Source organism: Candidatus Enterococcus courvalinii, from assembly GCF_017315945.1.
Classification (GTDB): domain Bacteria; phylum Bacillota; class Bacilli; order Lactobacillales; family Enterococcaceae; genus Enterococcus_B; species Enterococcus_B courvalinii.
In genome coordinates, this window is record NZ_JAFLWI010000006.1 from 105,119 (window position 1) to 128,089 (window position 22,971).

The 22,971-nt window shown below is 37.8% G+C and carries 21 protein-coding genes; 18 read left to right on the forward strand and 3 right to left on the reverse strand.

Annotation, left to right across the window (positions count from 1 at the left end):
• Positions 1–212: 212 nt before the first annotated feature.
• A complete protein-coding gene (locus JZO71_RS04850) occupies positions 213–1,106 on the forward strand; it encodes a deoxyribonuclease IV (protein WP_206898453.1) in 894 nt (297 codons plus the stop codon).
• Positions 1,107–1,371: 265 nt separating this feature from the next.
• Here the strand turns inward: JZO71_RS04850 and JZO71_RS04855 are convergent, their stop codons facing one another.
• Positions 1,372–2,949 (reverse strand): Nramp family divalent metal transporter, encoded by a 1,578-nt coding sequence (locus JZO71_RS04855; RefSeq protein WP_430733278.1) that lies wholly within the window; start codon positions 2,947–2,949, stop codon positions 1,372–1,374.
• Positions 2,950–3,213: 264 nt separating this feature from the next.
• Between JZO71_RS04855 and JZO71_RS04860 the strand changes: the two genes are divergently transcribed.
• The 3 genes from JZO71_RS04860 to JZO71_RS04870 all read left to right on the forward strand — a co-directional run bounded on the left by JZO71_RS04860 (position 3,214) and on the right by JZO71_RS04870 (position 7,097).
• The gene (locus tag JZO71_RS04860) at positions 3,214–3,438 is read left to right on the forward strand and encodes a YneF family protein (RefSeq protein ID WP_071868695.1); all 225 of its coding nucleotides are present in this window, start codon (positions 3,214–3,216) and stop codon (positions 3,436–3,438) included.
• 129 nt (positions 3,439–3,567) lie between these two features.
• Positions 3,568–5,319 (forward strand): ABC transporter ATP-binding protein, encoded by a 1,752-nt coding sequence (locus tag JZO71_RS04865; protein ID WP_206898454.1) that lies wholly within the window; start codon positions 3,568–3,570, stop codon positions 5,317–5,319.
• The gene (locus JZO71_RS04870; RefSeq protein WP_206898455.1) at positions 5,319–7,097 is read left to right on the forward strand and encodes an ABC transporter ATP-binding protein; all 1,779 of its coding nucleotides are present in this window, start codon (positions 5,319–5,321) and stop codon (positions 7,095–7,097) included. The genes JZO71_RS04865 and JZO71_RS04870 overlap by 1 nt, the downstream gene beginning before the upstream one ends.
• A 95-nt stretch (positions 7,098–7,192) precedes the next feature.
• Here the strand turns inward: JZO71_RS04870 and JZO71_RS04875 are convergent, their stop codons facing one another.
• The gene (locus tag JZO71_RS04875; protein ID WP_206898456.1) at positions 7,193–8,110 is read right to left on the reverse strand and encodes a MurR/RpiR family transcriptional regulator; all 918 of its coding nucleotides are present in this window, start codon (positions 8,108–8,110) and stop codon (positions 7,193–7,195) included.
• A gap of 245 nt (positions 8,111–8,355) precedes the next feature.
• On the opposite strand from JZO71_RS04875, the gene JZO71_RS04880 reads away from it, so the two are divergent.
• The 6 genes from JZO71_RS04880 (at position 8,356) to JZO71_RS04905 (ending at position 15,425) form a co-directional block, all read left to right on the forward strand.
• Complete coding sequence (locus tag JZO71_RS04880) at positions 8,356–9,744, forward strand: 6-phospho-beta-glucosidase (protein ID WP_206898457.1); 1,389 nt, start codon at positions 8,356–8,358, stop codon at positions 9,742–9,744.
• An 11-nt stretch (positions 9,745–9,755) separates the two neighbouring features.
• On the forward strand, positions 9,756–10,583 hold the full coding sequence (locus tag JZO71_RS04885) for a Cof-type HAD-IIB family hydrolase (protein WP_206898458.1): 828 nt from the start codon (positions 9,756–9,758) through the stop codon (positions 10,581–10,583).
• A gap of 57 nt (positions 10,584–10,640) precedes the next feature.
• On the forward strand, positions 10,641–12,074 hold the full coding sequence (locus tag JZO71_RS04890; protein ID WP_206898459.1) for a 6-phospho-beta-glucosidase: 1,434 nt from the start codon (positions 10,641–10,643) through the stop codon (positions 12,072–12,074).
• 138 nt (positions 12,075–12,212) lie between these two features.
• The gene (trxB, locus tag JZO71_RS04895; protein WP_206898460.1) at positions 12,213–13,145 is read left to right on the forward strand and encodes a thioredoxin-disulfide reductase; all 933 of its coding nucleotides are present in this window, start codon (positions 12,213–12,215) and stop codon (positions 13,143–13,145) included.
• A gap of 186 nt (positions 13,146–13,331) precedes the next feature.
• Positions 13,332–15,059: a phospho-sugar mutase gene (locus JZO71_RS04900; protein ID WP_206898461.1), complete on the forward strand. Its 1,728-nt coding sequence runs from the start codon at positions 13,332–13,334 to the stop codon at positions 15,057–15,059.
• Between the two features lie 123 nt (positions 15,060–15,182).
• Positions 15,183–15,425, forward strand: a complete 243-nt coding sequence (locus tag JZO71_RS04905; protein ID WP_370629926.1) for an ArsR/SmtB family transcription factor — start codon at positions 15,183–15,185, stop codon at positions 15,423–15,425.
• A 132-nt stretch (positions 15,426–15,557) separates the two neighbouring features.
• On the opposite strand, the gene JZO71_RS04910 is transcribed toward JZO71_RS04905, so the two are convergent.
• Entirely contained in the window at positions 15,558–16,418 is an 861-nt protein-coding gene (locus JZO71_RS04910) for a pyruvate, water dikinase regulatory protein (protein WP_206898462.1), read from the reverse strand.
• A gap of 90 nt (positions 16,419–16,508) precedes the next feature.
• On the opposite strand from JZO71_RS04910, the gene JZO71_RS04915 reads away from it, so the two are divergent.
• The 8 genes from JZO71_RS04915 to era all read left to right on the forward strand — a co-directional run bounded on the left by JZO71_RS04915 (position 16,509) and on the right by era (position 22,908).
• Positions 16,509–16,937, forward strand: a complete 429-nt coding sequence (locus JZO71_RS04915; protein WP_067483869.1) for a Fur family transcriptional regulator — start codon at positions 16,509–16,511, stop codon at positions 16,935–16,937.
• 162 nt (positions 16,938–17,099) lie between these two features.
• Positions 17,100–17,276 (forward strand): 30S ribosomal protein S21, encoded by a 177-nt coding sequence (rpsU, locus tag JZO71_RS04920; RefSeq protein ID WP_002356740.1) that lies wholly within the window; start codon positions 17,100–17,102, stop codon positions 17,274–17,276.
• Positions 17,277–17,302: 26 nt separating this feature from the next.
• Positions 17,303–17,749, forward strand: coding sequence for a GatB/YqeY domain-containing protein (locus JZO71_RS04925; RefSeq protein ID WP_206898463.1), 447 nt, complete (start codon positions 17,303–17,305; stop codon positions 17,747–17,749).
• A gap of 157 nt (positions 17,750–17,906) precedes the next feature.
• Entirely contained in the window at positions 17,907–18,878 is a 972-nt protein-coding gene (locus tag JZO71_RS04930; protein ID WP_206898464.1) for a PhoH family protein, read from the forward strand.
• A gap of 23 nt (positions 18,879–18,901) precedes the next feature.
• Entirely contained in the window at positions 18,902–21,103 is a 2,202-nt protein-coding gene (locus JZO71_RS04935; protein ID WP_206898465.1) for an HD family phosphohydrolase, read from the forward strand.
• Between the two features lie 34 nt (positions 21,104–21,137).
• On the forward strand, positions 21,138–21,614 hold the full coding sequence (gene ybeY, locus JZO71_RS04940) for an rRNA maturation RNase YbeY (protein WP_206898466.1): 477 nt from the start codon (positions 21,138–21,140) through the stop codon (positions 21,612–21,614).
• Entirely contained in the window at positions 21,598–21,990 is a 393-nt protein-coding gene (locus JZO71_RS04945) for a diacylglycerol kinase family protein (protein WP_206898467.1), read from the forward strand. Before ybeY ends, JZO71_RS04945 begins: the two co-directional genes overlap by 17 nt.
• 18 nt (positions 21,991–22,008) lie before the next feature.
• Positions 22,009–22,908 (forward strand): GTPase Era, encoded by a 900-nt coding sequence (gene era, locus JZO71_RS04950; protein WP_067483882.1) that lies wholly within the window; start codon positions 22,009–22,011, stop codon positions 22,906–22,908.
• The last annotated feature ends 63 nt before the right edge of the window (positions 22,909–22,971 follow it).

Genomic DNA, 22,971 nt, shown 5'->3' on the forward strand with positions numbered 1-22,971 from the left:
TTATAGCAAAAAAATAGGCAAAAAAACAGGCTCTGCATTTTTTAGGACAAAATGACCAATTTTAATTGAAAAGAAGCACTCTTCTTGAAGAATTTTTCCAAGAAACAATCCTTAAACTTTTCTTTATGTATGGTTTCGGTTAAGATGAAAAAAGGGCTCAAAACAGATCAATCCATCTGGAGCAAACGACTGGAATTTAGGAGGAAAAATACATGTTACTAGGCTCACATGTCAGTATGAGTGGGAAAAAAATGCTTTTAGGCGCAGCTGAAGAAGCAGCAAGCTATGGCGCTTCAACCTTTATGATTTATACAGGCGCACCACAAAATACCAGAAGAAAAGCAATTGACGAAATGAATATTCCGGCAGGAAAGGAATTTATGGCAGAAAATGGCCTTTCAAATATTGTCGTCCATGCACCATACATCATTAATTTAGGAAATACGATTAAACCAGAAATGTTTCCTTTTGCAATCCAATTTTTAAGAGAAGAAATCGAACGTGCTGAAGCATTGGGCGCAACTCAAATTACTTTACATCCAGGTGCACATGTTGGTGCTGGTCCTGAAGCGGGAATTGCGCGCATCGTTGAAGGACTGAATGAGGTATTGACGAAAGACCAAACGGCTCAGATTGCTTTAGAAACGATGGCAGGTAAGGGAACGGAAATTGGTCGAACGTTTGAAGAGTTAGCGAAAATTATTGATGGCGTAACTTTGAACGAAAAATTATCTGTCACTTTTGATACTTGCCACACAAATGATGCAGGTTATGATGTGAAAAATGATTTTGATGGTGTGATGACTGAATTTGATCAAGTAATTGGTTTGGATCGTTTAAAAGTGTTACATATCAATGATTCTAAAAATCCACAAGGTTCGCATAAAGATCGACATGCCAATATCGGCTTTGGAACGATTGGCTTTGATGCGTTGAACACGATTGTTCATGATTCTCGTTTTGAACAGGTATCAAAAATTTTAGAAACACCTTACGTTGGAAAAGACAAAAAGAAAGCTTATGCGCCTTATGGGAAAGAAATTACGATGTTCAAAGAACAAAAGTTTGATCCAATGATTTTTCCAGAACTACTTGAAGAAGTATAAACTCAATTGCAAAATCAGAAACGAATAGGAAATGAACAAAAAAGAATCCGCAAAAATCAGTTGATTTTTACGGATTCTTTTTTGTTGAATGAAGAGTGGAGGGAAGAGAGAATTAGTTAAGATTGATTGTTTTGTGCCACAACCTTTATCCATGGTGTTCCCCAAGCAACTCCTCGAAATAGCTTACACTCACTTCAAAATATGAAAAGCTATTTTGAGTGCTTGTTCGCTATTTTTTCGGAGCTAAACGCTTGAAGCCACAACCTTATCCTTCTTCTTGTATAACTTCTTTTAGATAGCGTTCATGTTTCTTGTTTCCTTGATACAACTCAATGATAGTCCAAGCTAACAATAACAACACTGCCACAATGATTGCATAAGCAATATTGTCGGCTAACGAGATTTCTGAAATCGTTGCTTGGCTACCAAAGAAACTTTCGATTTGTCCCGGTAATCCTCGTAAATTAAGATAAGTCAGACTGATAACCGAGAACCAACCTAAAATTTTGATTACCAATGAATTTTTGAATTGTTTTCCCATTTCCACTTGACTATTCGTCATCATCAACAAAGGAATCATTGAGAAGGGTAAAGCAAAAGCCAAGAAGACTTGTGACTCGTTCATCAAATTATTTAATGCTTCATGTTCAGCAATGGCACTTTTTCCGCTAGTTAACATGACACAGATCAAAACAGGAATAACTGAAAGTAAACGAGTGACTAAACGACGCAACCAAACAGGAATGCGCATATGGATAAAACCTTCCATAATAACTTGTCCAGTCAAAGTACCCGTAATCGTTGAGTTTTGTCCAGAAGCAAGAAGGGCAACCGCAAATAAAGTAGAAAGAATTCCCGATTTTGCAACTTCACCCAAAATACCATTACTCATCGTAGCTGGATTTGACAAGGCTTCATAAAGACCAAAGAAAGAGGGATCTTCTACAGTCCCAGTTTTGAAAACGGCAACGCCCATAATCAATAGAAGCGCGTTAACAAGAAAGGCCATAGACAATTGAATATTGGAGTCCCAAGTAGTAAAACGAACTGCGCGAGCCACATCTGCGTTGTCATCATGGTTAATTTTTCTTGTTTGTGAAACAGCTGAGTGGAGATACAAATTATGTGGCATCACTGTTGCCCCAATAATTCCTAAAGCACCAGTCAACGGCGTTTGTCCACCGATTGCAGGACTATCAGCAAAAGTATGACTGTTCGGAATGAAGCCTGCAAATAAAGCGTGCCAATCTGGATTAGATAAAGCAACTTGATAAACGAAAACGAATAAAATTACGAAAATCAAGCAAACAACAATTGCTTCGATTTTCCGAAAGCCAACTTTTGTTAACAATAAAAGTAAGAAGACATCAAAAACAGTGATGAACACAGCAACGACTAACGGAATGCCAAATAGGAGATACAGAGCAATTGCTGCACCAATAACTTCAGCGATATCAGTTGCCATAATCGCTAATTCTGTCAGTACCCAGAGGATAACGCCTAGGGTTTTACTGGTACGAGCTCGAATGGCTTGAGCTAAGTCCATTTGGCTAACAATACCTAATTTGGCCGCCATGTATTGAAGAAGCATGGCAATCAAACTTGACATTAAAATGACTGACATGAGTAAATATTGAAAATTTTGTCCACCTGTAATAGAGGTTGACCAGTTACCTGGATCCATATAACCAACAGCGACTAAAGCGCCAGGACCTGAGTAAGCAAGTAATGTTTTGAAAAAACCTTTTCCTTTTGGTACTTCAACTGTACCATTGACTTCGGCCAAGGATAAACCATTTGTATGTTCAATTAGATGATGTTTATGTTGGTTTGAATTTTCCACAATCAAACCACCTTTCTGTTTTGATTTTACGACTACATTTTACACCTAATTAAATAAAATTCAAGAAAAAAATTCGGTTAACCTAAAAATTATAATAAGGCACACCTTCTTGAGTAGGAATGAAAAAAACAGAAAGAAAATGGTCGTACAAGGAATTTTTATCCAATTTTTTACGCATTATTCAGAAAACGGCTTTTCTTTTTATAAAATCTTTAGTAAAATGTTTTATTGAGAGCAATTCGGAAAAGGAAAGGAGAGATTTACATGGTATCAACAGGTATTGTCGTACTTATCGCTGTAATCGCGTTACTAATCGGCGCAATTGGTGGATTCTTTTTTGCGCGCAAATATATGCAAGACTATTTAGAAAAAAATCCTCCCGTTAATGAGGACATGTTACGATCAATGATGATGTCAATGGGGCAAAAACCATCTGAAAAGAAAATTCGTCAGATGATGCAGCAAATGAAGAACCAAGGCAAAAAATAGGTTCTCTCTCCAAGAATGACACACTTTTAAGCGGGCTGATTTTTCAGCTCGCTTTTTTTGATTGTAGTTGTTAGAAAATTTAGATAATTTTGGATGGATGCTCTTGAGAAAAATTAAAGGAGGCATAAAATGTCGATTTTTAGAAAACTTGGTTGGTTTTTTAAACAAGAAAAAAAGCACTATTTCGTAGGTGTCCTCTCGTTGATGGTTGTTGCACTTGTCCAACTAGTTCCTCCAAAAGTAATCGGACTGATCATTGATGAAATCGCAGATAAAAAAATCTCATTGTCGACGATTGCCTTTTGGATTGTCATCTTATTAGTGGCAGCTGTTCTTCAATATCTTTTTCGGTACATTTGGCGTATGAATATTTGGGGAAGTGCCGCACGACTTGAAAAGGAGTTACGCCAACGTTTATTTGATCACTTTACTAAAATGGATACACTCTTTTATCAAAAATATCGGACGGGCGACTTGATGGCACATGCAACAAATGACTTAAATGCAATCCAAAACGTGGCTGGTGCAGGAATCCTAACCTTTGCAGATTCAGTGATCACTGGAGGTGCGACGATCATTGCGATGATTTTGTTTGTGGATTGGCGACTGACTCTGATTGCGCTGATTCCGCTGCCATTGTTGGCTGTAACATCGCGTGTGTTGGGTACCAAGCTTCATGACGGATTTCGTGAAGCGCAAGAAGCCTTTTCATCGATTAATGATAAGACACAAGAAAGTATCACGGGAATCAAAGTAATCAAAACGTTTGGACAAGAAAAAGAAGATTTAGCAGATTTTGAAACAAAGATTGCGGAAGCAATTGAAAAAAATAAACGAGTGAATTTTTTAGATGCCTTATTTGATCCATTTATTACACTGATTATTGGTATTTCTTATGTATTGACAATCATTCTTGGAGGCAAATATGTTTTAGAAGGAACGATTACAATTGGTCAGCTAGTTTCTTTCATTAGTTATATCGGGATGTTGGTGTGGCCGATGTTTGCGATTGGTCGTTTATTTAATGTGTTGGAAAGAGGAAATGCTTCTTATGATCGCGTAAACGAGCTATTACATGAACAAACACATATTGTTGAACAAATGGGTGCCATTCAAACGCCAGCTAAAGGTGAGTTAGTCGTTGCCGTTGATTCATTCAGTTATCCTGAAGAACAGGGACTTGCATTAGAAAAAATTGATTTCACGGTTCATGAGGGGAACACTTTAGGGATTGTAGGAAAAACAGGTGCAGGGAAAACAACAATTCTTAAACTCTTGATGCGTGAGTACGACCAATATCAAGGAAAATTGATGATTGGTGGGAAGAATATCAAAGAGTACTCTCTAGATGCATTATTGCAGTCAATTGGTTATGTTCCACAGGATCATTTCTTATTCTCTATGACGATTCGCGAAAATATTCGTTTTTCTAACCCTACACTGACAGAATCTTCGGTAGAACAAGCTGCAACGATGGCATTTATCAATAGTGAGATTAAAGAATTACCAAAAGGGTATGACACATTAGTTGGTGAACGTGGCGTGTCTTTGTCAGGGGGACAAAAGCAACGAATTTCTATCGCACGAGCGTTAATCCAAAATCCAGAGCTATTGATTTTAGATGATGCGTTATCGGCTGTCGATGCTAAAACAGAAGAAGCGATTCTCCAAAATTTAAAGTCGAATCGTAAAAAGAAAACGACAATCATTGCTGCCCATCGTTTGAGCAGTGTCATGCATGCCCAAGAAATCTTAGTTATCGATCAAGGAAAAATCATAGAACGCGGAACACACGAGGAGCTATTAGCACGAGGTGGCTGGTATCAACAAATGTGGGACAAACAACAACTAGAAGCAAAAATTGAGGGAGGTGAAGCGTAATGGACGAAAATTATCAGTCGGAATGGACCAAATCAATTCCTTTAAAAGAGCAGAAGCAAATTATCAAACGGTTGCTGGTTTTTGCCAAACCATTTAAGCGAACATTTATCGTGGCTATTTTATTTGCGTTAGGGCTATCTGTCATCAACGTTATTTTGCCAAGGATCATTCAATCATTTATGGATAATCATTTAGCAAATCAATCAGCAACGACACAAGTGATTTTGTTTTTTGCTGGGTTATATTTATTCGGGGTCATTGTCAAAAGTATTATCTGGTTTTTCCAGTGGTATTTGTATTCGATGGCTTCATTAAAAACCTTCCAGCATATTCGAGTGAAACTGTTTGAAAAGCTTCATACATTAGGTATGCGCTATTTTGATCAGACACCAGCGGGTTCAATCGTTTCGCGTGTCACGAATGATACCGAAACATTGTTTGAATTTTGGTATGTATTCTTGATGGTTTTGACGGGAATCTTTGCAGTGGTTTCTTCATTAGTTGCAATGGTTCAAATCAATGTGAAAATTACTCTTTGGACCTTGATCTTTTTACCAATTTTAGGTGTAGTCATTTGGTATTATCAAAAATTCAGTTCTCGGATTTACCGGAACATGCGGGAAAAACTAAGTCAGCTGAATACTAAGCTGAATGAATCAATTTCTGGTATGAAAATTATTCAGCAATTTCGGCAAGAAACACGGTTGTCAAATGAATTTGAAGAAGTAAATGATGACTACTTGGCAACTCGCTATGCGATGATCAAAACGAATTCAATTTTGTTGAGTCCAATCATCAACTTTTTATATGCGCTAGCAATCGCGCTTGTCTTAACTTTATTTGGAATTGATGCCTTGCATTCACCAGTGGAAGTTGGATTGATTTATGCATTTACGACATATGTTCAAGGTTTTTTTAATCCAATGTCACAAATGATGGACTTTTTAAGTGTCTTCACGGATGGAATTGTTGCTGGAAGTCGAATCTTAAAAATTATGGATACGACAGAATATGCACCACAACAAGAAGAAAATGCTAGCGGCGAAATTATCAATGGAAAAATCGAATTTAGAAATGTTAGTTTTTCTTATGATGGAAAAAACAATGTTTTAAATAATATCTCGTTTGTTGCAAATCCTGGTGAAACAGTAGCTTTAGTTGGGCATACAGGTAGTGGGAAAAGTTCGATCATCAATGTCTTGATGCGCTTTTATGAATTTTATGAAGGTGAGATTTTGATTGACGATCGTGACATCCGCTCTTATCCAATCAATGAACTTCGAGAAAAAATGGGGTTGGTTCTCCAAGACGCATTCTTGTTTTACGGTGATATTGCTGGAAATATCCGAATGTTTAACGAAAAGATCACAGATGAACAAATTCGCGAAGCTGCTGAGTTTGTCCAAGCCAATCGATTTATTGATGAGTTGCCACAAGGGTATCATTCTAAAGTGATTGAACGAGGAGCAAGTTATTCTAGTGGGCAACGCCAGTTGATTACTTTTGCGCGGACGATTGTGACAGATCCTAAAATTCTTGTATTGGATGAGGCGACAGCAAATATCGATACGGAAACAGAAGGTTTGATTCAAGAAGGTTTGGCTAAAATGAGGCAAGGACGAACAACCATCGCAATTGCTCACCGACTGTCGACCATTCGTGATGCAGAACTTATCTTGGTTCTAGATAAGGGCAAAATTGTTGAACGAGGAAATCATGAAGAACTGTTACAAATTGGCGGTTTATATGCAGATATGTATCAACTACAAAGCAGTTGATTAATAGTAAAAATAAAGCAAGCAAAGAAGAGAGCTTAAACGGCGCTATTCATTGCTTGCTTTTTTTGTTGAAGAAAAAAGTTGTTACGTAAAAGTTAATTGGGTAAAAAGGAATCTTTGACTTGAAAGTTTTCCCCATGGTTCTCTTGCATAATTGAAGAGCTGATTGGACGTTTATCAACTTTTTGTCCAACAGCAATCAAATGGTTCAAATTTTGTTGATAATTTTCGGCAAAGACACAGCCATAAAGTACATCTAGCAAATAGCAGATTGACGTATTAATTGTAAAATTACCGATTTTTGAATAGAGTCGTTCTCGAGTCGTCAAACGCAGGACAACGGTACTTAAAGTAGAAAGACTGCATTCACCGATACTTGTCAAAGCTAAAATTGGCACATTTTTTTCACGTAAAATGTGTGCAGTTTTTAAGATCATTTGATTTTCGCCAGTGTAAGAAATCAGTAAGCCACATGTCTCTTCATCACAGTTATATGCTTCATAAGATGATTCACCAAATGTAGTCACGACATGAACATCCAGTTTGATACGTTTCATTTTTAAAATGAAATCTTGGGAGATTAATGTATTAGCATTGCTCGCAAAAATGACAATTTTTTTTGCTTTAAGTAGTAACTGTTTTGCTTGTTGTAAGTCATCATGATGAATCAGTGAAAGCGTATCTTGAATTGTCGTTTGTTCCAAAGAAGCTAATTTATTTGCGATAGTCATGATCCCTTCTTCGCCTGTAAAAGGCAGATTGGCATCCACTTCTTGAAAGTTTCTTTCTAAGTACTCAGCTTCAGCTAAAAAAGTATCTCGTAATTCAACCCAGCCAGTGAATGCTAATTTTTTTGCCACGCGAATCAACGTCGAAGGATGAACAAAAGCTTGTTTAGCAATTTCTTGAATCGTCAATTGTGCAACTTGCTGTGTGTTTTCAAAAAGGAAATGAACGACTTGTGTCTCAGCTGGTGAAAAAGCAGTTTGTTTGATTTTTTCTCGTAAAAGCATTGACTGCCTCCTTTTTACATAAATTATAGCTTTTTTGTGAATGGTTTGTAAACGTTTTTACGTTATTTCATGAATGAATCCACAAATGATAAGAAAAATCTGGGAGCGAACAAAGTGGTATTTACAAAATTAGTAAAAAAATCATCGGTTATTGTAAATGACTCTGCAAAGTTAAAGAGGTGGCTTGAGAATTTCTTTTACAAAAATGATAATGAAAGTGTAAACAAAATTGAAGGAGTGAGCACATGACAAAAGGAATCAAGATTGCGACGATTGGTGGCGGCAGTAGTTACACCCCTGAATTAATGGAAGGCTTTATCAAACGCTATGAAGAATTACCAATACGTGAAATTTGGTTAGTTGATGTTGAAGCTGGGAAAGAAAAACTAGAAATTGTTAGTAAAATGGCTCAACGAATGTGGGATGCAACCCCTTATGACGTGAAAATATATGCAACACTTGATCGCGAAGAAGCACTGAAAGATGCCGATTTTGTAACAACTCAATTTCGAGTTGGTCAGCTAGATGCACGTGTGAAGGATGAACGAATTCCTGCTTATTATGGCATGATTGGTCAAGAAACAAATGGCGCTGGTGGAATGTTTAAAGCTTTTCGTACCGTTCCTGTGATTTTGTCTGTGGTTGAAGATATGAAGCGTTTATGTCCGAATGCATGGCTCATTAATTTTGCAAATCCAAGTGGGATGGTAACAGAAGCGGTTGTTCGTTATGGGAAATGGGATCGTGTCATTGGTCTATGTAATGTACCTGTTATGGCGATGATGACTGAACCTGAAATGCTGGGTGAGAAAAAAGAAGATTTGATTTATAAATTTGCGGGGTTGAATCATTTTCATTGGCATAAAGTTGCAGATAAAACGGGGAAAGACATTACAGATCGATTGATTGAACGACTTTATGATGAAGATAATGGTTTACCGAAAAACATTTTCGATATTCCGTTTTTCAAAGAACAATTAAAACAAATGCAAATGGTTCCCTGTGGCTATCACCGTTATTATTATCGTGAAGAAGAAATGCTCGCACATGCACTGGAAGAATATCGGACAATCGGTACTCGTGCCCAACAAGTGAAAGAAACAGAGGCAGAATTATTCGAGCTTTATAAAGATCCACACCTTGATCATAAACCTGAGCAGTTACAAAAACGCGGCGGCGCTTATTATTCAGATGCTGCTTGTGAAACGATTGCCTCGATTTATGGAAACAAAGAAACTCAAATCGTCGTTTCCACGAAAAATGAAGGCGCCGTTCCCGATCTACCATCAGATTGCGTCGTGGAAGTGACTGCCTATGTCGGTGCTCAAGGTGCGCGAAATGTTGCTTTTGGTTCATTAGCACCGGCTGAAAGAGGTTGGTTGCAAGTAATGAAAAATATGGAATTGCTAACCATCGAAGCCGCCGTAACTGGTGATTATGGAACAGCATTACAAGCATTTACAATCAATCCGTTGGTCCGTTCAGGAGAAACAGCAAAACGAATCATGGATGAATTGTTTATTGCACATCAAGAGTATTTACCACAATTTAGTGAAACAATTGAACGATTAAAACAAGAAGGCGTTGAGGTACAAGATAAAGTAGCTCGTGAATTAGACGCAGTGAAAGTTTGAGGGAAGCACTCATGACGAAAAAAATCGTCTTTTTAGATGTAGATGGAACGCTAGTGAATTACGAAAATGATTTGCCTGAGTCAGCCATCAAAGCTATTCAAGAGACACGAAGAAAAGGAAACTTAGTTTTTACCGTAACGGGTCGCAGTAAAGCCGAGATGTATCAAAATATATTGGACATTGGCTTTGACGGGTATATTGGCGGTAATGGAAGCTATATTGAGTTTGAAGATAAAGTGCTAAAAGAAGCGACCTTGACATTGGAAGACACGACTACAATCGTTGATTGGCTAAATCAAAAAGGTCTAGAATTTTATTTAGAAGCGAATAGCGGATTGTACGCTAGTGATTCTTTCGAAGAACGTGGCGAAAAAACGATTCAAGAGTATTCACAACGAAAAGGAAAAGGGCAGAGGACTGTTCGAGAAGTTTTTCCAGAGATGCTTTTTGGCGCAGATTTATATCGAAATGATGTGAATAAAATCAGTTTTATCTTGGATAGTTATGAAAATTATTTAGAGGCAGTAGCAACCTTCCCGGAATATAAATTGGGTACTTGGGGTGGTGCTGGTGAAACAGCTTTGTTCGGTGATGTTGCATTAAGTGGCATCAATAAGGCCGTAGCAGTAGATGAATTATTAACGCATTTGAACATTGCCACAGAAAATAGCTTCGCATTTGGTGATGCAAAAATTGATATTTCGATGCTGGAACATTGCGGTACTGGAGTTGCGATGGGTAATGGTGGTCCAGAAATTAAAGAAATGGCTGATTACATTACAGAATCCGTTGATGATGATGGACTTTGGTTAGCATTCAAGCATTTTGAACTAATTTGAGAGCAAGAAAAGACAGGTGCTGAATGGAATAGTTGAAAAAGAAAAGGGGAAAGACAAATGGGATTTAGAAAAGACTTTTTATGGGGTGGCGCAACAGCCGCTAACCAATGTGAAGGTGGCTATGATGAAGGTGGACGTGGATTAGCTAATGTTGACGTGGTACCAATTGGTGAGGATCGTTTTCCAGTTATTACAGGTCAAAAACCAATGCTTGCATTTGATGAAGAACATTTTTACCCAGCAAAAGTAGCAATCGATATGTATCATCGTTATAAAGAAGATATTGCCTTATTTGCAGAAATGGGCTTTAAAACTTATCGCTTATCAATTGCTTGGAGTCGTATTTTTCCAATGGGTGACGAAAAGGAACCCAATGAAGAAGGACTAAAATTTTATGAAGATGTGTTTAAAGAATGTCAAAAGCATGGTATCGAACCATTAGTGACAATTACGCACTTTGATTGTCCAATGCATTTGATTAAAGAATATGGAGCATGGCGCTCACGTGAAGTAGTTGGTTTCTATGAAAATTTATGTCGAGTAATCTTTAACCGCTATAAAGGATTGGTCAAGTACTGGCTAACTTTTAATGAAATCAATATGATTTTACACGCACCGTTTATGGGCGCGGGTCTTGTTTTTGAAGAAGGCGAAAATGTTGAGCAAGTCAAATATCAAGCAGCACATCATGAATTAGTAGCAAGTGCGATTGCAACGAAGATCGCACATGAAGTGGATCCAAATAATCAAGTTGGGTGTATGTTAGCAGCGGGCGCAAATTATTCCTACACATGTAAGCCAGAAGACGTATGGGCATCACGTCAAGCAGATCGTGAAAATTATTTCTTTATTGATGTTCAATCACGTGGTGAGTATCCTACTTATGCGCTAAAAGAAATGGCCCGTGAAGGTATCGAATTAAAAATGGAACCTGGCGATCTGGAATTACTGAAAGAACACACAGTAGACTTTATTTCCTTTTCTTATTACTCTTCTCGGGTATCAACAACAGATCCTGAATTGTTAGAACAAACTGCAGGAAATATTTTTGCCTCTGTCAAAAACCCTTATTTAGAAGCAAGTGAATGGGGTTGGCAAATTGATCCATTAGGGCTAAGAATCACAATGAATGATATCTATGATCGCTATCAAAAGCCACTATTTATTGTTGAAAATGGGTTGGGTGCAGTAGATGAACCTGATGAAAACGGCTATGTGGTCGATGATTATCGGATTTCTTATCTCGCTGCACATATCCAAGCGATGAAAGATGCTGTTGAGTTAGATGGTGTTGATTTATTGGGGTACACGACTTGGGGTTGTATCGATTTAGTATCAGCCGGAACAGGCGAGATGAAAAAACGTTATGGCTTTATCTATGTGGACCGTGATAACTACGGTGAAGGGACGTTAGCCCGTACGAAGAAAAAATCATTTGATTGGTATAAAAAAGTAATTGCCTCAAATGGTGAAGACTTAGCGAATGAATAATTAACTGAAAAGTCTATTGTTTTTGCGCCTTTTGTTCGAGTATAATATACATATTCGAGAAGGTAAGCAGAACAATAGACTTTTTTTGATGTTGGCTGTAAAGTAAGCTTACTTGATTTTAAACGGAGGAATGTACATATGTATGATGTAATTGTCATTGGCGCAGGACCTGCTGGAATGACAGCTGCCTTGTATGCTTCACGCTCAAATTTATCAGTTGTAATGATTGAGCAAGGTGCACCTGGTGGTCAAATGAATAACACAGCAGAAATTGAAAATTATCCAGGATTTGAGTCGATTATGGGACCTGATCTTGCGTATAAAATGTATGAAGGTGTTTCAAAATTTGGCACAGAAAATGCTTATGGAATCGTCCAAGATATTAAAGATCATGGTACGTACAAAGAAGTCATCTGTGAAGACAAAACGTTTGAAGGGAAAACAGTCATTATTGCTACTGGCTGTGTCCACCGCAAACTTGGTGTTTCTGGTGAAGAAGAGTATGCAGGTCGCGGTGTTTCTTACTGTGCGGTTTGTGACGGCGCATTTTTCCGTAACAAACGATTGGTTGTTATCGGTGGTGGAGACTCTGCAGTTGAAGAAGCAATCTATTTAACGCAATTTGCTTCTGAAGTCGTAATCGTTCATCGCCGTGATGAATTACGTGCGCAAAAAATCATTCAAGAGCGTGCTTTTGCAAATGAAAAAATTTCGTTTGTATGGGATACAGTTGTTGATGAAATCATTGGAAATGAAATGGTAGTGACAGGTGTTAAAGCGCATAATGTAAAAACGGGAAATGAAGTAGCTTTGGCTGCTGATGGCGTCTTTATCTATGTAGGTCTTGATCCATTGACAGAACCATTCAAACAAGCTGGTTTAACGAATGGAGCTGGTTGGATTCCAACTGACCAAGAAATGAAAACGAATATGCCTGGTGTTTTTGCTGTAGGAGATGTACGCGAAAAAGATTTGCGACAAATCACAACAGCAGTTGGTGACGGTGGGATTGCTGGACAACAAGTATTCAAGTATTTAGAAACTTTAGCAGAATCTACTACACAAGCATAAACTTATTATGTTAACAAAATAAAAAAGCTCAACCAAAAGTGTATCTTCATTTTTGGCTGGGCTTTGTTTTTGCTTGTCCAATGAAAATCCTAACTGGTATCATTTTTTCTCGTTGTGCCTTTCATCTGATCTGAGTGAATGCTATACTAAAACAGAATTCATATTTTAGAAAGAGGTGTTATTTTCATGTCTTGGGAACAAGTTTATGAACAATGGGCAAACGAAGTGAACCTAGAAGAAAATTTAAAACAGCAATTAACTGTATTGAGTCAGGATTCTAAACAATTAGAAGATGCTTTTTACGCGCCTTTAGGATTTGGTACAGCAGGAATGCGTGGCATTTTAGGCCCTGGTATTAATCGTATGAATATTTACACAGTCCGTCAAGCAACAGAAGGGCTAGCACGTTTCATGGATGCACAAGATCCTGAAACAAAACGTCGTGGCGTAGCAATCGCTTATGATTCACGTCATCAATCACCAGAATTTGCGATGGAGGCTGCAAAAACATTAGCCAAACATGATATTCCATCATTTGTTTTTGAAAGTTTACGACCAACACCAGAATTATCTTTTGCTGTTCGTCACCTGAATGCGTTTACTGGGATCATGATTACAGCATCTCATAATCCTGCTGCTTATAATGGGTACAAAGTTTATGGCGAAGATGGAGGACAAATGCCACCTGCTGATGCCGATGCCTTGACTAAATATGTACGTGAAGTCAGCAATCCGCTAAAAGTCGAAGTGATGTCAGATGAAGAAGTAGAACACAGTGGTCTGATTTCAATTATTGGCGAAGAAGTAGATAATGCTTATTTAGAAGAAATGAAAGCTGTAACGATCGACCACGAATTGATCGAAGAAATGGGCAAAGACTTAAAACTAGTTTACACACCTCTTCATGGAACTGGGAAAATGTTAGGCGAAAAAGCCTTAAAGCAAGCTGGTTTTGAACAATTTGTGTTAGTTCCTGAACAAGCAATTCCAGATCCTGATTTTACAACGGTTCAATCTCCAAATCCGGAAGAACATTCTGCTTTTGAGTATGCAATCCGTTTAGGTGAAAAAGAAGGCGCTGATTTGTTGATTGCAACAGATCCAGATGCCGATCGTCTTGGTGCTGCTGTTCGTTTACCTGATGGTTCGTATGAAGTATTAACAGGGAACCAGCTTGGCGCTATCATGATTCAATATATCTTAGAAGCACATCAAGCAAGAAATACGATGCCAGCGAATCCAGCAGTATTGAAATCGATCGTATCAAGTGAATTACCAACTGCGATTGCGAAAAACTATGGTGCAACGATGTTCAATGTACTAACAGGATTCAAATTTATTGCTGAAAAAATCCAACAGTTTGAAGAAGACCATTCACATACGTTTATGTTTGGTTTTGAAGAAAGCTATGGCTATTTAGTTAAACCATTTGTACGCGATAAAGACGCAATTCAAGCATTAGTTCTACTGGCTGAAGTTGCTGCTTTTTACAAGAAACAAGGGAAAACATTGTATGATGGCTTACAATCCATTTTTGAAACGTATGGTTACTATGCAGAAAAAACGATTTCTGTTACCATGAGTGGTCAAGAAGGATCAGCTAAAATCGCGGCGTTAATGGAAAAATTCCGTCAAGAAGCACCAACTGAATTCGCAGGTGCCAAAGTATTACAAACAGAAGACTTCAAAAAATTAACAAAAACAGATGTATCCGGAAATGTCGAAGTATTAACGACACCACCTTCTGATGTCTTGAAATATATGTTAGAAGAACAAGGTTGGGTAGCAATTCGACCTTCTGGTACAGAACCAAAGATCAAGTTCTACATTGGAGTTAAAGGAAACTCACAAGAAGATGCTGAAGCAAAAATTGCAGCTTACGAAGCGAGCATCCAAGCAATTACAAAAGACTAAGGAATTTGAGACTGACAGAAAAAGTGGTAAACTTTAGAAGTCAGTCTTTTTGGATAGTTGGAGGTGAAGCCTTTGTCAGAGGTTCAAGGAACAAAAATTGAAAAAATCAGTCAGCTATTTAAAATGTTAAGCGATCCAACACGTTTAAAAATTTTATTGTATCTAAAAAATGGTGAACAAAACGTCACAGCCATCAGTCAAGCTGTAGAAATGGAACAATCTGCTGTTTCCCATCAGTTACGGTTACTTCGAGAAAACAAAATCGTTCGTTCTCGCCGTGAAGGAAAAGCAATCCTATATGTGCTGGATGACTCCCATGTTTTAGATATCTTAGAGCAGACTGTCAAGCATGTGGAGCATGACTAAGAAAAAAATTTTAACAGGCAGTTATTTCAAGCAATAAAGACCAATGAAGTTTTATTAGAGAAAAAAGTGAACCTAAATCGTTAGCGGATTTAGGTTCACTTTTTTCGTTAGTGCGAAATAAAAATCAGTGAATTAATCGGAAGTTTCAGAAGTTTCTGTTCCGTAGTAACTGTGGTCTTCTAATTCCAGGGCATTTAAAATCAAAGAGGCTGTTTCTTCAATGGAAAGAGAGGCAACGTTGATGACCACACATCCAAGCTTTTGATAAAGATCATTTGCAAAATCTAACTCCGCACGAATTTTTTCAATATCAGAATAAGCAGTATCTGGATTTAGTCCATAAGAACGCATACGTTCTTTCCGAATACTGTTTAAAATATCTGGATCATTGGTTAAACCCACAATTTTTTTAGGATCTACTTCCCACAATTGTTTTGGAATATGTGCTTGTGGAATCAAAGGCAAGTTTGCAACCTTTAAATTTTTGTTGGCTAAAAATAAACTCAAAGGTGTTTTGGAAGTACGAGAAACCCCCAGTAAAACAACGTCTGCTTCTAAAAAACCACGAGGGTCTTTGCCATCGTCATATTTCACTGCAAATTCCATTGCTTTGATTCGTTTAAAATAGTTCTCATTCAATAAATGAAGTGCGCCGGGTTGACGCGTAGGTTGAATGCCAGTTCGCCGTTCAATTTCAGCTACAGGTGGCGTCATGACATCGAAGCTAAACAATTCATTTTCATCACAAAATGTTCGAGCTGTATCGATCAATTCTTGATTGATCAAAGTGTGGAGAACGATGGCTTGCTCTGCCAAAGCATCGTTTAATGCATTGAGCAACGTTTCTTTGTCCGTGACAAAGGTTCGACGAAATAAATTGAACTCGACACTTGGGTATTGAGCCATTGTTGCTTGTGCTAACTTGGTCGCTGTTTCGCCAGCGGAATCAGAGATGACAAAAAAAGTAACTAATTCAGTTGAATCTGAAGCCATAAGAAAAACCTCACTTGCTTTTTTTTTGGCTTTATTATACCATACTCTGGAACGCGTACTTCGTAATCATTTTGATTTGGAGGAAGAGGAATGAAAAAGCAAACATTAATTGAACAATCTTTGGAAACACTCAAAAATAACGGATTTAAATACACGAAAAAAAGAGAAGCTTTATTGACTTACTTGGTAAAGCGTAATCGCTATGTCTCTGCTAAAGAAGTCTTTGACTATATGAATGAAACATTTAAAGGTGTAAGTTACGATACGATTTACCGGAATTTACATGATTTTGCTGAGCTGGATTTATTAGAAGAAACGGACCTGAATGGAGAAATGAAATTCCGCTTTCATTGTTGCCAGGGAGAAATTGGGCATCATCATCATTTTATCTGTACCGTATGTGGCAAGACAAAAGAAATCCATATGTGCCCAATGAACTATTTTGAAGAACAACTTGGGGGATGCACGATTGAAGGTCACCGATTTGAAATCTTTGGACGTTGCGAAGATTGTCAATGATTCAATAAAATAAAATAACAACTAATAAATCGAAAAAAAAGAAAGAATCCCTTGACGGTCAAAAGAGCATTAGCTATAATGTTTAAAGGACAGTTTGTTTTTTGGGATAATTATTTCAATAGCACTACGGTTACTTTTTAAGCTCGGAGGGAGGGAATTAACATGTCAAAAACAGTCGTTCGCAAAAACGAATCACTTGACGATGCTCTTCGTCGCTTCAAACGTTCCGTGTCAAAAGCGGGTACTTTACAAGAATCTCGTAAACGTGAATTCTACGAAAAACCAAGCGTGAAACGTAAGAAAAAATCTGAAGCAGCTAGAAAACGTAAAAAATTCTAGTTCTTTGATGAATTGGAGCTGGTAGTGTGTCACTACTAAGTAGATTGAACGATGACATGAAAGCAGCGATGAAGGCAAAAGAGAAAGAAACTTTGCAAGTCATTCGTATGATCAAGTCATCAATACAAAACGAGCAAATCAAAGTAGGCCACGACTTGACGGAAGATGAAGAATTAACAGTGTTGTCTCGCGAGATGAAACAACGTCGTGATTCTTTACAAGAGTTTGAGCAGGCAGGACGCGATGATTTAGCTGATAAAGTAAAAGGCGAAATTGTAATTGTCGAAAAGTATATGCCAGAACAACTTTCTGATGATGAAATTCGACAACTTGTTCAAGACGCTATTGCACAAACTGGTGCTTCATCTGTTAAAGAATTTGGTAAAGTAATGGGTGTTATCATGCCTAAAGTCAAAGGAAAAGCAGACGGAAATCAAGTGAATGCAATCGTTAAAGAACTATTACAAGCTTAATTTTGTAATCTGAACCGCAGACAGAAATGTTTGCGGTTTTTTTCTGTCGTTTGAAGAAAATAGTTGTGTCAATGCCCCGTTTTTTATTTGCTATATAGTTTTCTATGAGTGTGGTAAAATAGACAAGAAATGAAAGAGATAAAGGAGATGTCTATTTTTGACAGAAGAGTCCATTTCTTTAGAGATTAGATTAACAGCAGCTGATGATGCCAGCTTGCTTTTTGGTGCACACGACAAACATATCAAACTCATAGAAGATGCAACCGATACCGTTATCAATACTCGTGGTGAAACAATTCAACTCATTGGGACAAATGAACAAGTGCAATTGGCTAGTTCAGTTATCCGTACACTACAAGAATTGATCAAACGAGGAATCCATATCAGTACACCAGATGTGGTAGCAGCGATAAATATGGGACGAAAAGGTACCTTAGATTACTTCATCGAGATGTATGAAGAAGAAATTGTGAAAGACAGAAATGGCAAACCTATTCGGGTAAAAAATAGCGGACAAAAGAAATATGTTGAGTCTGTCAAACACCATGATGTCGTTTTTGGTATTGGTCCTGCTGGAACTGGGAAAACCTTCCTTGCAGTGGTGTTAGCAATTGCTGCATTAAAAAAAGGCGAAGTCCAAAAAATTATCTTGACTCGACCAGCTGTTGAAGCAGGAGAGAATCTGGGCTTTTTACCGGGAGACCTGAAAGAAAAAGTGGATCCTTATTTACGTCCAGTTTATGATGCACTTTATCAAATCTTTGGGTTAGAGCATACGAATCGTTTAATGGAACGAGGCGTAATTGAAATTGCACCTTTGGCGTATATGCGTGGTCGAACATTAGATGACGCGTTTGTTATTTTAGATGAGGCACAAAATACGACTGTGGCTCAAATGAAGATGTTCTTGACTCGTCTTGGGTACCAATCCAAAATGATTGTCAATGGAGACACTAGCCAAATCGACTTGCCAAGAGGGACGATGAGTGGCTTAGTTCATGCTGAACGTACGTTGAAGCAAATCAAAAAAATTGATTTTGTTAATTTTGAAGCCAGTGATGTTGTACGACATCCAGTAGTTGCTGAAATTATTCAAGCGTATGAAAAAGCCGATCTTCATCAAGAATAAGCTTTGCTTAGGAGGATAAGCACATGTTGAATAAAACAATCCGGCAACTGCAGGCAAAATTAGGAAAAGCGTTTTTGCCCTTGCTGTTAGCTGTGTTTTTTGTGATCATTTGTGGGGTGACTTTTAGTAGTGTCAAACAAAAAGCAAATGATTTTAGAGAAGGACAAGTAGCTGAAGAAAGTATTCGTGCAACCAAAACGATTGAGAATACAGAAGAGACCGAGCAAAAGAGAAAGTTGGCAGCCGAAGCAGTCACACCAGAGTATACCTATCAGCAAGATTTAGCAGCCGATCAAAATGATCGAATCAAGCAATTATTTGATTTGATCAATAAAACAAATGAGGCAATCGATAAGGCATATGATGAGAAAGTCAAAAAGGCCAGTGATGATGCGAATATTCCTAAACCAACGATTGATGAAAGAATTGCAGCATTAAAGAAGAATTTCGAAACAGTAAACGTAGAAGATGTTGCATTTTATCAAAAGTTACCTAGTAATTTTTACACGCTCATTTTCGGTATGACGGAAGATGAATTGTTGACTGTTCGTGATGAAAGTCTGAAATTGATCGATGAACAAATGAGTAAGCAAGTGAGAGAAAGCGATGTTGACACCTTTAAGCAAGAAGCGCAAGATAAAATCCAATATCTCAATGTCACTTCTGCGCAACAACAAGTATTGAATTATTTAGTAGATCAAGGAATTGTAGTAAATGATGTGCTTAATGAGAAGAAGACAGAAGAACTAAAAGCGACCGCACGTGAAGCTGTTCAGCCAGTAATGATTTTCCAAGGAGAGATCATTGTACGTGAAGGGAATCAAATTGATGCAGCTGCAATGAAAAAATTGGAATTGTTGGGATTGACCAATCAAACAACTTCGATCTTTCCGTTAGTTGCAATGATTTTGGCCGTGCTTTTACAGATTATTGTCTTAGGCTATAATTCATTGCAATTCCATGACTCAGAGAAACGGACAGAATATGTCTTATTTTATGTCACAGCGATGTCTTTGAGCATTATTATGATGAAGTTTTTCCAATTATTCCAAACAGAACAAGCAACTTATATCCCGCTGTTTTACCCAGCGGCGTTTACACCACTGGTCTTAAATTTCTTCCTTAATCGAAGAGCGGGGATTGTGGCGGCACTTTTCCAAGCTGTATCAGCGTTATTTATCTATTATGGTTCTATTGGGACAAATACCTTAACTGTGTTATTAGTTTCCTATCTATTTTCGGGTTTGATGGGGACGATTGTTCGCCGACAACGAATTTCTGAACAAGGTATGCCCGCTGTTTTATGGGTAATTGTCTTCCCAACACTGATGAATATTATTTTGATTGTTTATCAAGGTATGAGTTTTAGTGATGGAACGACTTGGTTGACTTTGGTTTGTGGAGTAACTGGTGCATTGTTATCTTTCTTACTAACAATGGGGTTACATCCTTACATTGAGTTGATGGTGACAGATGATAGTGTGATCATCTTAAATGAGTTGAGCAATCCAAATCATCCATTATTGAAACAATTGCTAGAAGAAGCGCCAGGTACCTATCACCATAGTATGATGGTGGCTAATCTAAGTGCAAATGCGGTAGCAGAAATCGGTGGCCGTTCGTTATTAACTCGAGTGGCTTGTTATTATCATGATATTGGAAAAATCAAACATGCTAGTTTTTTTGTTGAAAATTTACCTTCTGGTGCGGAAAATCCACATAACTTCCTGTTACCAGAAGATAGTAAACAAATTATTTTTGGTCATGTGACAGATGGTGCTAAAATTCTAGAAGAATATGGTATGCCTGAAATGGTCATTGATATTTGTCATCAACATCACGGAACAACGTTGATGCGGTATTTCTATGTAAAAGCAAAAGAACGTAACCCAGAAGTCACAGAGGAACAGTTCCGTTATCCAGGACCGAAACCACAAACAAGAGAAGCCGGAATCGTCAATATTGCTGATAGCTGTGAAGCAGCTGTCCGTGCAATGGATCATCCAACTGGCGAAAAAATCGAACAATTTGTTCATAATTTGATTGCAGAACGTATTACAGATGGTCAACTAGACGAAACTGGTTTGACATTGAAAGAAATTCGTAAAGTAGAGAAATCGTTGATCAGTGGATTAAGTAGTACATTCCACTCTCGAATCAAGTACCCAAAAATGAAATCAGAAGCTGAAAAATTAAAAGAAGAACAAGCACAAACACAAGAATAATCTAAAAAGTGAGTAAAGAAAGAAGCGATGACTAATGGATATTACATTCATGGACGAAACAAACAAAGTATCTGAGGAGAAGATGCAAGAAATCAATGAACTACTCCAGTTTGCAGCTGATTATTTAAAACTACCTGAGGAAACAGAAATGTCGGTGACTTTCATGGACAATGATGCGATTCAAGTAATCAATCGTGATTATCGAGGGAAAGATGCGCCAACCGATGTCATCAGTTTCGCTTTAGAAGAAGAAGGCGAAGATGAAATTCCAGTTATTTTTGAAGATGGTGAGAATCCAATGCCGCGTGTTCTTGGCGATATCATGATCTCAATTGAACGCGCTGCAGAACAAGCCGAGTCCTATGGCCATTCATACGATCGTGAATTAGGTTTCTTAGCAGTACATGGTTTCTTACACATTAATGGGTATGATCACATGACACCTGAAGACGAAAAAGAAATGTTTGGGTTACAGAAAGAGATCTTGGATGCTTATGGACTTAAAAGATAAACAGGTTGAAAAAAATAAACATTTCATGACTTCGGTGGAGTTTGCCATCCAAGGAGTAAAAACGGTTTTTGATGAAGAACGCAACATGAAAAAACATGTTGTGTTCGGCATCTTTGCATTGATTGCTGGCGCTTTTTTCCAGCTGAGTCAGAATGAATGGCTGTGGTTGTTTTTAGCTATTTTTTTAGTATGGATCGTTGAAATCTTAAACACTGTTTTTGAAAATGTTGTCGATATGTTTACGGACTTTCATTTTCATCCGATTGGAAAGAAAATCAAAGACATGGCTGCCGGCGCTGTTTTATTGACAGCTTGCTTTGCAGTGATCGTCGGTTTGATTTTATTCATTCCCAAAATCTATCAATTATTTTTTTAAAGAAAAAGGAGAAACCATATGCCAGAACATAAATCAGGATTTGTTGCCATTGTTGGACGCCCTAACGTTGGGAAGTCAACTCTTTTGAATCGCATCGTTGGTCAAAAAATTGCTATCATGAGTGACAAAGCACAAACAACTCGAAACAAGATTCAAGGTGTTTATACGACACCAGAAGCACAACTGATTTTTATTGATACACCAGGGATTCATAAACCAAAACATCGCTTGGGTGACTTTATGGTGGAGGCGGCTTACAGTGCATTGAAAGAAGTCGATGCTGTATTGTTTATGATCAGTGCGGATCAAAAACGAGGACGTGGAGATGATTTTATTATTGAACGACTAAAGAATGTGACATCACCTGTTTATTTAGTAATCAATAAAATTGATAAAATCCATCCAGATGAGTTGCTAAGTATTATTGAAGATTATTCTTCACAGATGCCATTTGCTCAAGTAGTGCCAATTTCTGCAACTGAGGGAAACAATGTGGATCGTTTGATGGAAACCTTAGTAGATGAAATGCCCGAAGGCCCGCAGTATTTTCCAGAAGATCAAATAACGGATCATCCAGAATATTTTGTTGTTTCAGAATTGATTCGAGAAAAAGTTCTTGTATTGACTCGTGATGAAGTCCCTCATTCCGTAGCAGTCGTTGTTGATTCGATGAAACGCAATGAGAATGATAAAATCCAAATCCAAGCAACCATCATTGTTGAACGTGATAGCCAAAAAGGAATCATCATTGGCAAAGGTGGAAAAATGTTGAAGCAAATCGGTACAAAAGCGCGTAAAGATATTGAAAGCTTACTAGGCGATAAAGTTTTCTTGGAACTATGGGTAAAAGTTCAAAAGGATTGGCGTGATAAAAAAGTCTATCTCCAAGACTTTGGTTACCGTAAAGACGAATATTAAAATCAGTAAAAAGAACGGATCTGGACAGGTAGCAATACTTTTTCCAGATTTCTTTTTTTGAGG